The sequence below is a fragment of the Streptomyces sp. NPDC057900 genome, assembly GCF_042887885.1.
Classification (GTDB): domain Bacteria; phylum Actinomycetota; class Actinomycetes; order Streptomycetales; family Streptomycetaceae; genus Streptomyces.
Window position 1 is genome coordinate 64,811 of the sequence record NZ_JBHVOI010000014.1, and the last position, 12,628, is coordinate 77,438.

10 protein-coding genes are annotated in these 12,628 nt (G+C 70.0%); 4 read left to right on the forward strand and 6 right to left on the reverse strand.

The features are described from left to right. Positions 1-70: 70 nt before the first annotated feature. Positions 71-1,321: a spermidine/putrescine ABC transporter substrate-binding protein gene (locus ACFVQ0_RS32600; RefSeq protein ID WP_390092807.1), complete on the reverse strand. Its 1,251-nt coding sequence runs from the start codon at positions 1,319-1,321 to the stop codon at positions 71-73. Between the two features lie 43 nt (positions 1,322-1,364). Continuing rightward, entirely contained in the window at positions 1,365-2,879 is a 1,515-nt protein-coding gene (locus tag ACFVQ0_RS32605) for a gamma-aminobutyraldehyde dehydrogenase (protein WP_390092808.1), read from the reverse strand. 215 nt (positions 2,880-3,094) lie between these two features. Between ACFVQ0_RS32605 and ACFVQ0_RS32610 the strand changes: the two genes are divergently transcribed. Then, positions 3,095-3,646, forward strand: a complete 552-nt coding sequence (locus ACFVQ0_RS32610; RefSeq protein ID WP_390092809.1) for an NADAR family protein — start codon at positions 3,095-3,097, stop codon at positions 3,644-3,646. A gap of 111 nt (positions 3,647-3,757) precedes the next feature. Here the strand turns inward: ACFVQ0_RS32610 and ACFVQ0_RS32615 are convergent, their stop codons facing one another. Continuing rightward, a complete protein-coding gene (locus tag ACFVQ0_RS32615) occupies positions 3,758-4,552 on the reverse strand; it encodes a DUF4190 domain-containing protein (RefSeq protein ID WP_390092810.1) in 795 nt (264 codons plus the stop codon). Between the two features lie 123 nt (positions 4,553-4,675). On the opposite strand from ACFVQ0_RS32615, the gene ACFVQ0_RS32620 reads away from it, so the two are divergent. The 3 genes from ACFVQ0_RS32620 to ACFVQ0_RS32630 all read left to right on the forward strand — a co-directional run bounded on the left by ACFVQ0_RS32620 (position 4,676) and on the right by ACFVQ0_RS32630 (position 7,309). Next, positions 4,676-5,710, forward strand: a complete 1,035-nt coding sequence (locus tag ACFVQ0_RS32620; RefSeq protein ID WP_390092811.1) for an adenosine deaminase — start codon at positions 4,676-4,678, stop codon at positions 5,708-5,710. A gap of 23 nt (positions 5,711-5,733) precedes the next feature. Continuing rightward, positions 5,734-6,438: a glycerophosphodiester phosphodiesterase gene (locus tag ACFVQ0_RS32625; protein ID WP_390092812.1), complete on the forward strand. Its 705-nt coding sequence runs from the start codon at positions 5,734-5,736 to the stop codon at positions 6,436-6,438. 64 nt (positions 6,439-6,502) lie between these two features. Beyond that, complete coding sequence (locus tag ACFVQ0_RS32630; RefSeq protein WP_390092813.1) at positions 6,503-7,309, forward strand: SAM-dependent methyltransferase; 807 nt, start codon at positions 6,503-6,505, stop codon at positions 7,307-7,309. Positions 7,310-7,400: 91 nt separating this feature from the next. Here the strand turns inward: ACFVQ0_RS32630 and ACFVQ0_RS32635 are convergent, their stop codons facing one another. The 3 genes from ACFVQ0_RS32635 to ACFVQ0_RS32645 all read right to left on the reverse strand — a co-directional run bounded on the left by ACFVQ0_RS32635 (position 7,401) and on the right by ACFVQ0_RS32645 (position 12,598). After that, on the reverse strand, positions 7,401-9,320 hold the full coding sequence (locus tag ACFVQ0_RS32635; RefSeq protein ID WP_390092814.1) for a right-handed parallel beta-helix repeat-containing protein: 1,920 nt from the start codon (positions 9,318-9,320) through the stop codon (positions 7,401-7,403). Positions 9,321-9,385: 65 nt separating this feature from the next. Further along, on the reverse strand, positions 9,386-11,152 hold the full coding sequence (locus ACFVQ0_RS32640; protein WP_390092815.1) for a glycosyl hydrolase family 28-related protein: 1,767 nt from the start codon (positions 11,150-11,152) through the stop codon (positions 9,386-9,388). A 282-nt stretch (positions 11,153-11,434) separates the two neighbouring features. Next, entirely contained in the window at positions 11,435-12,598 is a 1,164-nt protein-coding gene (locus ACFVQ0_RS32645) for a spermidine/putrescine ABC transporter substrate-binding protein (protein WP_390092878.1), read from the reverse strand. Positions 12,599-12,628: the final 30 nt, after the last annotated feature.

The following is a 12,628-nucleotide window of genomic DNA, read 5'->3' on the forward strand; positions in this document are numbered from 1 at the left end:
GGAGGGCGGTCCCAGTGGTGTCAGAGGGGGATCGGGGGTTCTTCGGGACGGGGCGGGGGCGGGGGCGGAGTCAGGCGCCGATGAGCTTGGCGAACTTCTCCTCGTACGCCGTCTCTTCCTCGGCGGTCAGGGACCGGAAGGCGTGCGAGGCGGCCGCCATCTTCTTGTCCGGGAGAATCAGCGGGTTGTCGGCCATCGACCGGTCGATCTTGGCGAGTTCCTCGCGGACGCCGTCGACCGGGCAGACGAAGTTGATGTACGCGGCGAGCTCGGCGGCGACCGGCGGCCGGTAGTAGTGGTCCATGAGCTTCTCGGCGTTGGTCTTGTGCCGTGCCTTCACCGGGACCAGCATGTTGTCGCTGGATATGACGTAGCCGGCGGCGGGTATCGCGTACTTGATGTCCGGGTTGCCGGCCTGGAGCTGGATGATGTCGCCGGCCCAGGCGACGCAGGCGGCGATGTCGCCCTTGTCGAGGTCCGCGGTGTAGTCGTTGCCGGTGAACCGCCGGATCTGGTTGCGGTCGACGCCCTTCTGGATCCGGCCGATCGCGGCGTCGTAGTCGGCGTCGGTGAAGGTGGCGGGGTCCTTGCCCATGTCGAGCAGGGTCATGCCGATGGAGTCGCGCATCTCCGAGAGGAAGCTGACCCGGCCCTTGAGCTTCGGGTCGTCGAGCAGCTGGCTGACGGAGTCGATCCTGCGGCCGCCGGTCGCCTTGGCGTTGTAGGCGATGACCGTGGGGATGCCGGCCCAGGGGTAGGAGTAGGCGCGGCCGGGGTCCCAGTCGGGGGAGCGGAACTGGGCCGAGAGGTTGGCGTACGCGTTGGGCAGGTTGGAGGCGTCGAGCTTCTGCGCCCAGCCGAGCCGGACGATGCGGGCGGCCAGCCAGTCCGTGACGCAGATGATGTCGCGGCCGGTGTCCTGGCCGGCCGCGAGCTGCGGCTTGATCTTGCCGAAGAACTCGACGTTGTCGTTGATGTCCTCGGTGTACTTGACCTTGATCCCGGTCCGCTCGGTGAACTGCTCCAGAGTGGGCCGGTGCTTGCCGTCGTCGGTGACGTCCATGTACTCGGTCCAGTTGGAGAAGTTGACCTGCTTCTCCTTGGCCGAGTGGTCGTCGGAGGCAGCCGCGGCGTCCTCCTCCCGCTTGGCGGGAGGGATTCCGCACGCGCTGAGCACGCCGAGCCCGCCGAGTGTGAGCGCGCCGGTACCGGAGGCGCGCAGCAGTGATCGGCGGGTGAGGGCTCCCCTGCCGCTGGTCAGAGTGCGACGCATCGCGGCCAGCTGGGCCGCGGAGAGACGCTCGGGCTCGTACTGCTCCATGCGCGTTGCCCTTTCGGGTGGGTGTGCGGCCGGACAGGCCTGGTTATCGGTCCCCGAAGATCGTGCGGTGCCAGTCCTTGCGGGCGACCGCGGTGTTGTCGTACATCACGTGCTTGACCTGCGTGTACTCCTCGAAGGAGTACGACGACATGTCCTTGCCGAAGCCGCTGGCCTTGTATCCGCCGTGCGGCATCTCGCTGATGATCGGGATGTGGTCGTTGATCCAGACGCAGCCCGCCTTGATCTCGCGGGTGGCGCGATTGGCCCGGTACAGGTCGCGGGTCCAGGCGGAGGCGGCGAGCCCGTACGGGGTGTCGTTGGCGAGCGCGATGCCCTCGTCGTCGGTGTCGAAGGGCAGCACGACCAGGACCGGGCCGAAGATCTCGGCCTGGACGATCTCGCTGTCCTGGGCGGCCCCGGCGATCAGGGTCGGCCGGTAGTAGGCGCCGTCGGCCAGTTCGCCGCCGGGGGCCTCGCCGCCGGTGACGACGGTGGCGTAGGCGCGGGCGCGCTCGACGAAGGCGGCGACCCGGTCGCGTTGGGCGTGGCTGATCAGCGGGCCCAGATCGGTGTCCGGGGCGAACGGGTCGCCCACCCGGACGCTCTCCATCAGCTCCGCGACGCCCTGCACGAAGGCGTCGTACAGCGGGCGCTGGACGTAGGCGCGGGTGGCCGCCGTGCAGTCCTGGCCGGTGTTGATGAGGGAGCCGGCGACCGCGCCGTGGACCGCGGCTTCGAGATCGGCGTCGTCGAAGACGACGAAGGGGGCCTTGCCGCCGAGTTCGAGGTGGAGGCGCTTGACGGTGGAGGTGGCGATCTCCGCGACGCGCTTGCCGACGGCGGTGGAGCCGGTGAAGGAGGTCATCACGACGTCGGGGTGGCCGACGAGGTGTTCACCGGCGTCCTTGCCCGCGCCGTTGACGATGTTGATCACACCGTCCGGGATGCCCGCCTCGGTGGCCGCCTGCGCGAACATCAGCGAGGTCAGCGGGGTGATCTCGGCGGGCTTCAGCACGATGGTGTTGCCGGCGGCGACAGCCGGGAGGACCTTCCAGGCGGCCATCTGGAGCGGGTAGTTCCAGGGGGCGATGGAGCCGATGACGCCGATCGCCTCGCGCCGTACGTACGAGGTGTGGTCACCGGAGTACTCGGCGGCGGACTTGCCTTCCAGGTGGCGAGCGGCGCCCGCGAAGAAGGACGCGTTGTCGACGGTGCCGGGCACGTCGAACTCGGTGGAGAGCTTGACCGGCTTGCCGCACTGGAGGGACTCCGCGTACGCGAAGTCGTCCGCCTGCTCGGCGAGGACCGCGGCGAACCGGTGCATCGCCTCGGAGCGCTCGGCCGGGGTGGCCCCGGACCAGCCGGGGAAGGCCGCACGTGCGGCGGCGACGGCCGCGTCGACGTCGGCGGTGCCGGCCAGTTCGTAGGTGTGGACGGTCTTGCCCGTGGCCGGGTTCACCACGTCGTGGCTGCGTCCCGAAGTGCCGGGCCGCAGTCTTCCGCCGATGTACTGCGCGCCGTCCGCGAAGCGGTCCTGTACCTGGAAGCTGTTACCCATCACGCTCTCCTCCGCCGCTGTTCCCGGAGTGCGGGGCGGCGTAGCTCCTGCTCGATTTGAGTGCCGATCCTGACAGAGGGGACCGAGCCCAACAAGTGATTCCGTTGTTGCCTTTTGGTTACGCAACGGAATCTGTCGACCATGTGTCGCGTCAGTGCGGAATTCCCCGTACGTAGTGTCAGTGGCGGATGCCAGACTCACGTGTCATGGAACACATGGCAGAGCTCGTGGCGCGTGCCGGGCGGGGCGAGCACGTGAAGTATCTGAGGTTCTGGGGGCACCGGCCGCGGCCGGACGGGGAGATCGGCGCGAGCTGCCTCAGCCAGTGGTGGCCGTCACCGTTCGTGGTCGACGGTGTGGAGTACGCCTCTGCCGAGCACTGGATGATGGCCGGCAAGGCGCGGCTGTTCGGTGACGCGGAGGCGGAGACCCGTGCGGTGGCGGCGAAGAGCCCGGCCAAGGCGAAGAAGACGGGCCGGCTGGTCCGTGGCTTCGACGAGGCCGTCTGGGAGCGCGAGCGGTACGGGCTGGTGGTGGCGGGCAGCGTCCACAAGTTCGGCCAGGATCCGGCGCTGCGGAAGTTTCTGCTGGGGACGGGCGAGCGGGTGCTGGTCGAGGCCAGCCCGATGGACCGGATCTGGGGTATCGGGCTGGCGGCGGACGATCCGCGTGCGCAGGACCCGGCGGCCTGGCGGGGGCTCAATCTGCTCGGCTTCGCGCTGATGGACGCGCGGGCCGCGCTGCGCGACGGCGCGGACGGCATATGAGCGGGGCCCGCGGGGGCGTGGATTGCGCTCCACGCCCCCGCGGGCCCCGCCTGCCGGCCGCTGCTTACCGGGCGCCGTCCAAGGCACCCGGGGCAACCGCGGCCAGGGATGTCATCGCGCGTCCTCGATGACCAGGGACGTCCCGTAGGTGCTGCCGTCGTTGTAGTTGTCATCGTCGAACTCGTCCGCGTGCGCGGCGAAGAACCAGATGAGGCCGCCGATGATGGCGACGCCGATGGCTATGCCTATGGACCCCAGGATGAGCCCGGCCAGCGCCTGGCCGGCGTTGTCCGCCTCCCCGCGCGTGGCCCGCTTGCGGCCGATGATGCCGAAGATCAGCGCGAGCGTGCCCAGGATCAGACTGGGGATCCCGTAGACGCAGAAGAGGCAGACGGCGAGGATGCCCAGCACCATCGACGCCGTGCCCATGCCGTTCGAGGGCGCCACACCCCACGCCGTCTGACCGCCGTAGCCCGGGTAGCCGCCGCCGTACTGCGGGGCGGCCGGGTAGCCGTACTGGCCGACGGGCGGCTGGGCCGGTCCCACCGGGTAGCCGTACTGGCCGGCGGGCGGCGGGCTCTGCTGACCGGGACCGTTCGGGCCGATGGGCGGTGGCGGCACGGCCCCCGAACCGTACGGCCCGGACGGCGGCCCGGACGGCTGCCCCGCGTCGGCCGGGGCGCCGAAGCCGGACGTCGGGCCGAAGCCCGAAGTCGGCGCGGATCCCGCCGGGGCGTCCTGCGGCCCGTCGACGCCCGGCATCGCCGTGACGGTCTGCTGGTCGTGCACGGCCGGCGGTCCGGTGTCCGGGGGGCGCTTCTTGTCCAGCGGTACCCGGTTGTCCGGCGGAGCCCACGGATCGCGTGCCGCGGCCCCGTCCTCCGGCTGCTCTGTGTTGTCTGACATGGGCCTCCCCCATCGTGATGCCCGTCATGCTACGGCCAGCCCCCGTCCTACGATGACTTCCGTCCGCCGCCCGGTTCCACGTATGTCCGGGCCCCGCGCCACTCACTGCCCCCGGAGGATCCGATGTCCGATCTGCACCCCTTCATCGCGGGGCTGCCCAAGGCCGAGCTGCATGTCCACCACGTCGGTTCCGCCTCGCCCCGCATCGTCGCGGAACTGGCCGCGAAACACCCCGACTCCAAGGTCCCCACCGCCCCCGAGGCGCTGGCCGACTACTTCTCCTTCACCGACTTCGGGCACTTCATCGAGGTCTACCTCTCGGTCGTGGACCTGATCCGCACCCCGGAGGACGTCCGGCTGCTGACCTTCGAGGTCGCCCGCGACATGGCACGGCAGAACATCCGCTACGCGGAACTGACCGTCACCCCGTACTCCTCGACCCGGCGCGGCATCCCGGAACAGGGCTTCATGGAGGCCATAGAGGACGCCCGCAAGGCGGCGGAGGCCGAGCTCGGAGTGGTGCTGCGCTGGTGCTTCGACATCCCCGGCGAGGCCGGACTCGCCTCCGCGGAGGAGACCGCCCGGCTCGCCGTCGACCTGCGGCCGGAGGGGCTGGTCTCGTTCGGCCTCGGCGGGCCCGAGATCGGGGTGGACCGCCCGCAGTTCAAGCCGTACTTCGACCGCGCCATCGCGGCGGGCCTGCACTCGGTGCCGCACGCCGGCGAGACCACCGGACCGCAGACGGTCTGGGACGCGCTGACCGCGCTGCGCGCCGAGCGCATCGGCCACGGCACCAGCTCCGTCCGTGACCCGAGGCTGCTGGAGCACCTGGCCGAGCACCGGATCGCGCTGGAGGTCTGCCCCACGTCGAACATCGCGACCCGCGCGGTGGCGGACATCGAGGAGCACCCGGTCAAGGAGATGGTGAAGGCGGGTGTGCTGGTCACGATCAACAGCGACGACCCGCCCATGTTCGGCACCGACCTCAACAGCGAGTACGGGGTGGCGGCCCGCCTCCTCGGCCTCGACGAGCGGGGGCTCGCCTCGCTCGCGAAGAACGCCGTCGAGGCGTCCTTCCTCGACCCGGCGGGCAAACGCGGGCTGTCCGAGGAGATCGACACGTACACGACGGACTGGCTGGCGGGCACCGGCCGGTGACCCCGGGCGGTGACAATGGCCCCATGGCCACCCCAGTCACCGCCGTCGCGCACCGCGGCGATCCGTACCGCGTCCGCGAGAACACCCTCCGCTCGATCCGCTCCGCCCTCGAACGGGGGGCGGACGCGGTCGAGATCGACGTCCGGGTCACCCGCGACGGGGTGCCGGTCCTGCTGCACGACGCCACGCTGGAGCGGCTGTGGGGTCATGACGTGCGGCTGGACCGGCTCACCCGGCAGGAGCTGGCCGAGCTGACGGCGGGCGGCGTGCCGACCCTGCGCGAGGCGCTGCTCGCCGTCGGCGCGCACCGCGTCATGGTCGATCTGCCCGGCTCCACCGAGGCCTCGGTACGGAAGATCGTCGGGACGGTTCGGGAGTGCGGGGCCGGTGAGCGGGCCTACTACTGCGCGGGTCCCGAAGCGATGCTGCGGGTCCGGGCCGCCGATCCGTCCGCCGAGATCGCGATGACCTGGACGACCCTCGCGCCGCCCCGGGCGGCGCTGCTGGAGGCGGTACGGCCGCGCTGGCTGAACTACCGGTTCGGCCTGGTGAGCCGGGAGCTGGCCGACCGCAACCACCGGGACGGGCTGCTGGTCTCGGCCTGGACGGCGGACACCGGGCGCACCATGCGCAGGCTGCTGCGGGACGGTGTGGACTCCATCACCACCAACCGGGTCGATGTACTGCGCAAGGTGATCGCCAACTCCCCGGACCACGCCTCCTCTTGATCGGTCCGGCATCATGGACGCACCTCATCGTCCCGATGCCAGGCCCGGCGCCAGAGGAGCAGACGTGCCCGTCCCCCACCGCAACTCCCTTCCCGCCCAGGTCCGTTCGGACGTCGCACACAACGCCCGGGTCTGGAACTACTGGCTCGGCGGCAAGGACCACTTCCCGGTGGACCGGGCCGTCGGCGACCGCGTCACCGGCATGTACCCCAGCATCGGAGAGGTGGCGCGGGCCGACCGGGCGTTCCTGGGGCGGGCGGTGCGGTATCTGGCCGGTGACGCGGGCATCGGGCAGTTCCTGGACATCGGAACGGGGCTGCCGACCGCGGACAACACCCACGAGGTCGCCCAGCACACCGCGCCGGACGCCCGCGTCGTGTACGTCGACAACGACCCGATCGTCCTGGCGCACGCCCGCTCGCTGCTCACCAGTTCACCGGAGGGCGCGAGCGAGTACCTCGACGCGGACGCCCGCGATCCGGAGCAGATCCTGCGGGCGGCCGGGCGGACGCTCGACCTGGAGCGGCCGGTCGCGGTCATGCTCCTGGGCATCCTCAACTTCGTCCTCGACACGGACGAGGCGCTGCGCATCGTGCGGCGGCTGATGGACGCGGTGCCGCCCGGCAGTTACCTGGTCCTCACCCATCCCACGCTGGAGCTGGGCGGCGAGGGCAACGAGGCGGCGATGCGGTTCTGGAACGAGAACGCCACGCCTCCGATCACCGCCCGCAGCCGCTTCGAGTTCGCCGCGTTCCTGACCGGTCTCGATCTCGTCGAACCCGGCATCGTCTCCTGCGCGCGCTGGCGCCCCGCGCCCGGCACCCGGGCGGCCGAGGTCGCCCAGTTCGGCGCGGTGGCACGGAAGCGCTGACCCGGCGCGCCGAGGGGCCGCCCGGATCCGGCGGTACGGATCCGGGCGGCCCGGTGGCAGCGGCGGGGCGGGGAGACCGTGCCGCGAGCCGCTAACGGACCCGGCCGCTCCCCCGTTCCTCGGCCGAGGCCCCTGCCGGGGCCCCGTTGATCACGAACTGCGATCCGGGTTCGACAGTCACGTCCCCGTCGCGCGAACCGCTGATCGTCACATCGGTGAGCGTGGCGCTGCCCCGCGCGCCGCCCATGGCGAGGATGCCGGAGCCGTTGGGGGACCCGGAGATGTTCACGTTGCTGATCTTGACGTCCGGCATCTCGCCGCCGCCGGTCTTGAACTGGATGCCGTCGTACGTCGAGTCCTCGATGTCGGTGTCACGGATGGTGACGCCCGGGATGGCGGAGCCCTGGGGGAACAGGGTGATCGCGCCGAACTCCTGGTCCTCGTTCCAGAACGCGCCGCCGGTCCGGTAGAGCCCGTTGTTGGCGATCAGGGTCTCCCCGGAGAAGGGCACCGGGTCGTGGTCGGTGGCCAGCATGATGCCGGGGTAGTTCATGGTGTCGTACACCAGGTTGTTCTCGATCTTGTTGCCGTAGCCGCCGTAGACCGCGATGCCGTTGGCACGCCAGGGCAGCTGGATCGTGTTGTTGCTGAAGACGTTGTCGTGGCCGACGTCGACCGAGGGGTCCTTGACGTACTTGCTCGCCCATACCGCCAGCGAGTCGTCCCCGGTGTTGCGGAAGGACGAGTCGGTGACGGAGGAGTTGCGGGTGCCGTTGGTGAAGTTGATGCCGTCCGCGTAGGTGTTGCGGATGCGCATCCCGGTGAACTGGAGTCCGTCGCCGGGGCCCCACAGCTCCGGGATGTTGCTGTAGTCGCGGCCGACCCAGGTGGCGACGTTGGCGTGCTCGATCCAGACGTTGCTGATCTTGGTGTTCTTGCCGAACCGGCCGTTGAGGCCGACGCCGCCCTCGGCGTTGCCGTCACCGCCCCGGATGGTGCCGGAGCCGAAGATCGCGATGTCCGAGATCTTGGTGTTGTCGTCGATGTCGAACCCGAAGTTCCCCTCGTGCGGGTGGTTGATGCCGCCCGCGTCCTGCGGCGCGGTCAGCGTGTACAGCTGGGAGTGCCACATCCCGGCGCCCCGGATCGTGACGTCGCTGATGCCGACCTGGTTGTACTCCCCGCGGTTCTGCGGGTCGTCGGTGAGGATCTTCTGCTCCTGGCGCCACTGCCCGGCCGGGATCCACACGCAGTCGATCTCGCCGTTCTGGTCGGCGGTGACGGCCGCCTGGATCGCGTCGGTGTCGTCCTTGCCGTCGTCGGGCACCGCACCGTACTCGGTGATCGAGGTGCACTCGGCGGGCTTGCTCGCGGGCGGCGCCACCTGCTCAAGGTCGACCAGGTCGACGACGTAGTACGCGGCGTCGTCACCGGCGTCCCGCTGGAGGCGGAAGGTGGTGCCCTCGGGGTAGGTCTTGTCGAGCAGCGCGTGCGATTCGTCGAACAGCCGCCGCGCGTCGCCGCCGGGGTTGTTCGTCAGGCCTTCCGGGTCGTCGGTGCTGCCGTACAGCCAGCTGTGCTTGGACGACAGGTCCAGCTTCTGTACGAACGTGCCGTCGGCGTAGAGGCTCAGCGTCTTGTCCTGGCCGCCGCCGCCCGGCGCGTCGGGGATGGAGTTGCGGACGACGATGGAATTGGTGCTGCTCTTCGAGGTGAACTCCACGTACTGGCCGGTGGAGTCGAGGCGTACCGACTTGCGGCCCGAGGACTCGGTGGCGAAGTTGGTGTGGCCGAAGGTGCGGGTGGCGTCCGTCTCCAGCAGGGTGCCGTCGTAGCTGCCGTCCTCCGCCTCGTACTCGGCGAACGGGGTGGCCGCGCCCCGGGCGGCCGCGGCGGCGGACGGCTCGGGGGCCACCGGCGCCGCGTGCGCGGCCGGTACGAGCCATGCGGCGGTCAGGGCGGCGCCGAGCGCGACGGCGATGCCCGGCCGGCTCCAGTCTCTCCTTGTCACAGCGTGCGTTCCTCTCGGTGGGGGGAGGTGCGTGGGGGGATGGTGCGTTCGTGGGGGGGGTGCCGCTAGTTGCCGGTGTCCGGCTCGGGCCAGGCGGAGCAGTCGTCCCAGGTGGTGTCCCAGCCGGTGTTGCCGCCGCCGTCGGTGAGCGTGAAGGTGCCGGAGCCCTCGGGGTAGGGGCAGTTGTATACGCCTGCCGCGCCGGTCCCGGTGGCGGTGACGTTCGACATCGTCACGGCGCCGGGCGTCTCGGCCTGCACGACGACCGTGCCGACGCCGTCGACGGCCGACCCGTCGACCGTCACGTTCTTGACGTCCTTGCCGGTGCCGCCGCCGGAGACGAACTCGTAGGCGCTGTAGGGGCTGTCCGTGATGGTGGTGTCGGTGATGTTCACGTTCGCCTCGATGGCGCTGTCGTACGCGTCCACGCGCAGCGCGCCCATCGGGTGGCCCCAGTTGGGGTTGACGGCTCCGGTCCGTACGAGGGTGTTCCCGGAGACGGTGATGGTGCCGCCGAGCGGGAAGAACGGGTCGGCGAACTTCTGGTTGGAGACGGCGATGCCGCTGCCCAGCGCGTTGGTGTCGCTGATCAGGTTGTCCTTGACGGTGATGTCGCTGCCGCCGTAGATCGCGATGCCGTTCGCCAGGTTGGGCTGGGAGATGGTGTTGTTCGCGAAGGTGGAGTCGGTGTCGGCGGCGTTCAGCGACCACATGGCGAGCGAGTCGTCGCCCTGGTTGCGCAGGAAGTTGTCGCGCACCTGCACGCCGTGGGCGCTGCCGTTGAGGTTCAGTCCGTCCGCGGTGGTGTCGAGGATGCGGTTGTTCTCGACGACCAGGTTGTCGTTGTTGCCGGTGAGCCAGAGCCCGACCTTGAGGTGCTGCAGCCACATGCCGCTGACCCGGGAGTCCGGGCCGAGGGAGCCGTTGACGAAGTTGTCCGGGTTGCTGTCGACCCGCTCGGTGACTTCTCCGACGACCGCGAAGTCCTTGATGGTGACCTTGCCCGCGGAGCTGCTCTGGTTGATGAACCGGGAGGCGTGCACGACCGAGTGCCAGCTGCCCGCGCCCTGGATCGTCACGTTCTCGACGCCGCTCAGCTCGGAGTCCAGCCTGAAGTCGCCGGCCGGGATCCACACGGTGCCGCCAGCGGCCCTGGCCTCGGTGATCGCGTCCCGGAAGGCCTGGGTGGAGTCCTGCTGTCCGGTGGCGTCGGCGCCCTTGTCGACGACGGAGACCGCGCCGGAGGGTGCGGTGGCGGGCTCGTCCACCTGCTCGAAGTCGGCCACGTCGACGGTGACCTCGGTGGACGCGGCCTCCAGCTTCACCTTGTCACCGGCCGCCAGGTCCCGGCCGAGCAGGAGACGGGCGTTGTCGAAAAGGTGATGGGTCTTGGCGCCGGCGATCCAGGGGGTGTCGACGTAGCTGTACTTGGACGTGACGGCCAGCGACGCGTCGAGCTTGGTGCCGTTGACGTAGACGGCGAGTGAACCGCTCTGCCCGTCCGGCACGTTGTAGGCGACGTTCACCGCGTTGGCGGCCCGGTCGAGGGTGAACTCGACGCTCTGCCCGCTGCTCAGCCGTACCGCCTGCCGGCCGGAGGCCTCGGAGGCGAGGGTGCCCTGGGTGTAGTCGGGGCCGATCTTCTGGCCGGTGGTGGAGGCGGACTCCGCCTCCGTGGAGCTGAACGGGAGGGTGGCGCCGGCCGCTGCCGCCGCTCTCGGCTCCGGGGCCCGCTGGGCGGAGGCCTGGCCGGTGACGCCGATGACCGTACCCACGAGGGCGACCGCGACGGCGAGGACATACGAACTGCGCGTGGGGGATGACGTGCGCATGACACTCCAATTCTGCTGTGACTGGTGCTTCCCGGTGGGGGAGGTGGGGGGCGAGGGAAGCGCCTGTCACTCAAGCATCACGGACACATGAAGACAAGATGTCGCTCAGATATTGCAAATTTTCGACAACACGTTGAAACAACCAACTGTCGCCCGGACGCTGCGTGAAGAGAGCCGGGCCGCACCACGAAGAACCGGCACCACGCGCATTCCGCGTGGTGCCGGTTCCGGTCCTTCAGTGCCCGCCGAAAGCCCTGGCCACGGGCGATCGGGGCGGTTGCCTCACAACCCGACTATGGAGTTCCACTTCTTGGCGAACTCGGTGCGCTCCTCGGAGGTGATGTCGCGGGCGATCGCGAGGCGCTTGCGCATGGCGTCGTCGGGGAAGATCAGCGGGTCCTCGGCGAGTGCGGCGGTCTCCTCGTCCTTGGAGGAGGCCAGCACCTCGCGGGCGGCCGGGACCGGGCAGACGTAGTTGACCCAGGTCGCCAGTTCCGCGGCGACCTCGGGCTCGTAGTAGTAGTCGACGAGCTTCTCCGCGTTGCGCTTGTGGTGGGCGAGGTTGGGGATCATGAGTGATTCCGCCCAGAGCTCGGCACCCTCCTCCGGCACGACGAACTCGATCTCCGGGTTGTCCGCCTGGAGCTGGATGACGTCACCGGAGTAGGCCTGGCAGGCGAGCACGTCCCCGGTGGAGAGGTCCTTGATGTAGTCGTTGCCGGTGAAGCGGCGGATGTGTTTCGTCTTCACCAGCTTCTCCACCTGGTCGCAGATGTCGTAGAAGTCGTCGCGCTTCCACCGGGTGATGTCGACCCCGTTGCCCTGCATCAGCAGCGCGAAGGACTCGTCGAGCCCGGAGAGCAGCGTCACCTTGCCGCGCAGATCGTGCGCCCACAGATCGCTCAGGTGCTTGATCTCGCGGCCCAGCCGCTTGCGGTTGTACGCGATGCCGGTGATCCCGGACTGCCACGGGACGCTGTGGGTGCGGCCCTTGTCGAAGGCGGGCGAACGCAGCTGCGGATCGAGGTACTTCGCCACGTTGGGCTGCTTGGCCCGGTCCATCTCCTGGACCCAGCCGAGCCGGACGAACCGGGCGGCCATCCAGTCGCTGATGACGATGAGATCGCGCCCGGTCTGCTGGTGGTTCATCAGCGCGGGGCTGATCTTCCCGAAGAACTCGTCGTTGTCGTTGATCTCCTCGGTGTACGTGACGGAGATCCCGGTGCGCTTGCTGAAGGCGTCCAGGGTGGGCCGCTTCGACTGGTTCTCGTCGTCGGTGTCGATGTAGAGCGGCCAGTTGGCGAAGTGCAGGGTGTGGTCACTGGCGGAGGAGTCGCGCCCGGCCCGGTCGCCCGGCTTCACATAGGCGGCGGGCACTCCGCAGCCGGCCAGCGCGGCACCGGCCGTGCCCGCCCCGAGGGCGCGGAGCAGGGACCGGCGGGACATGGGGTTCTTCGGGATCGCTCGCACCTGCGA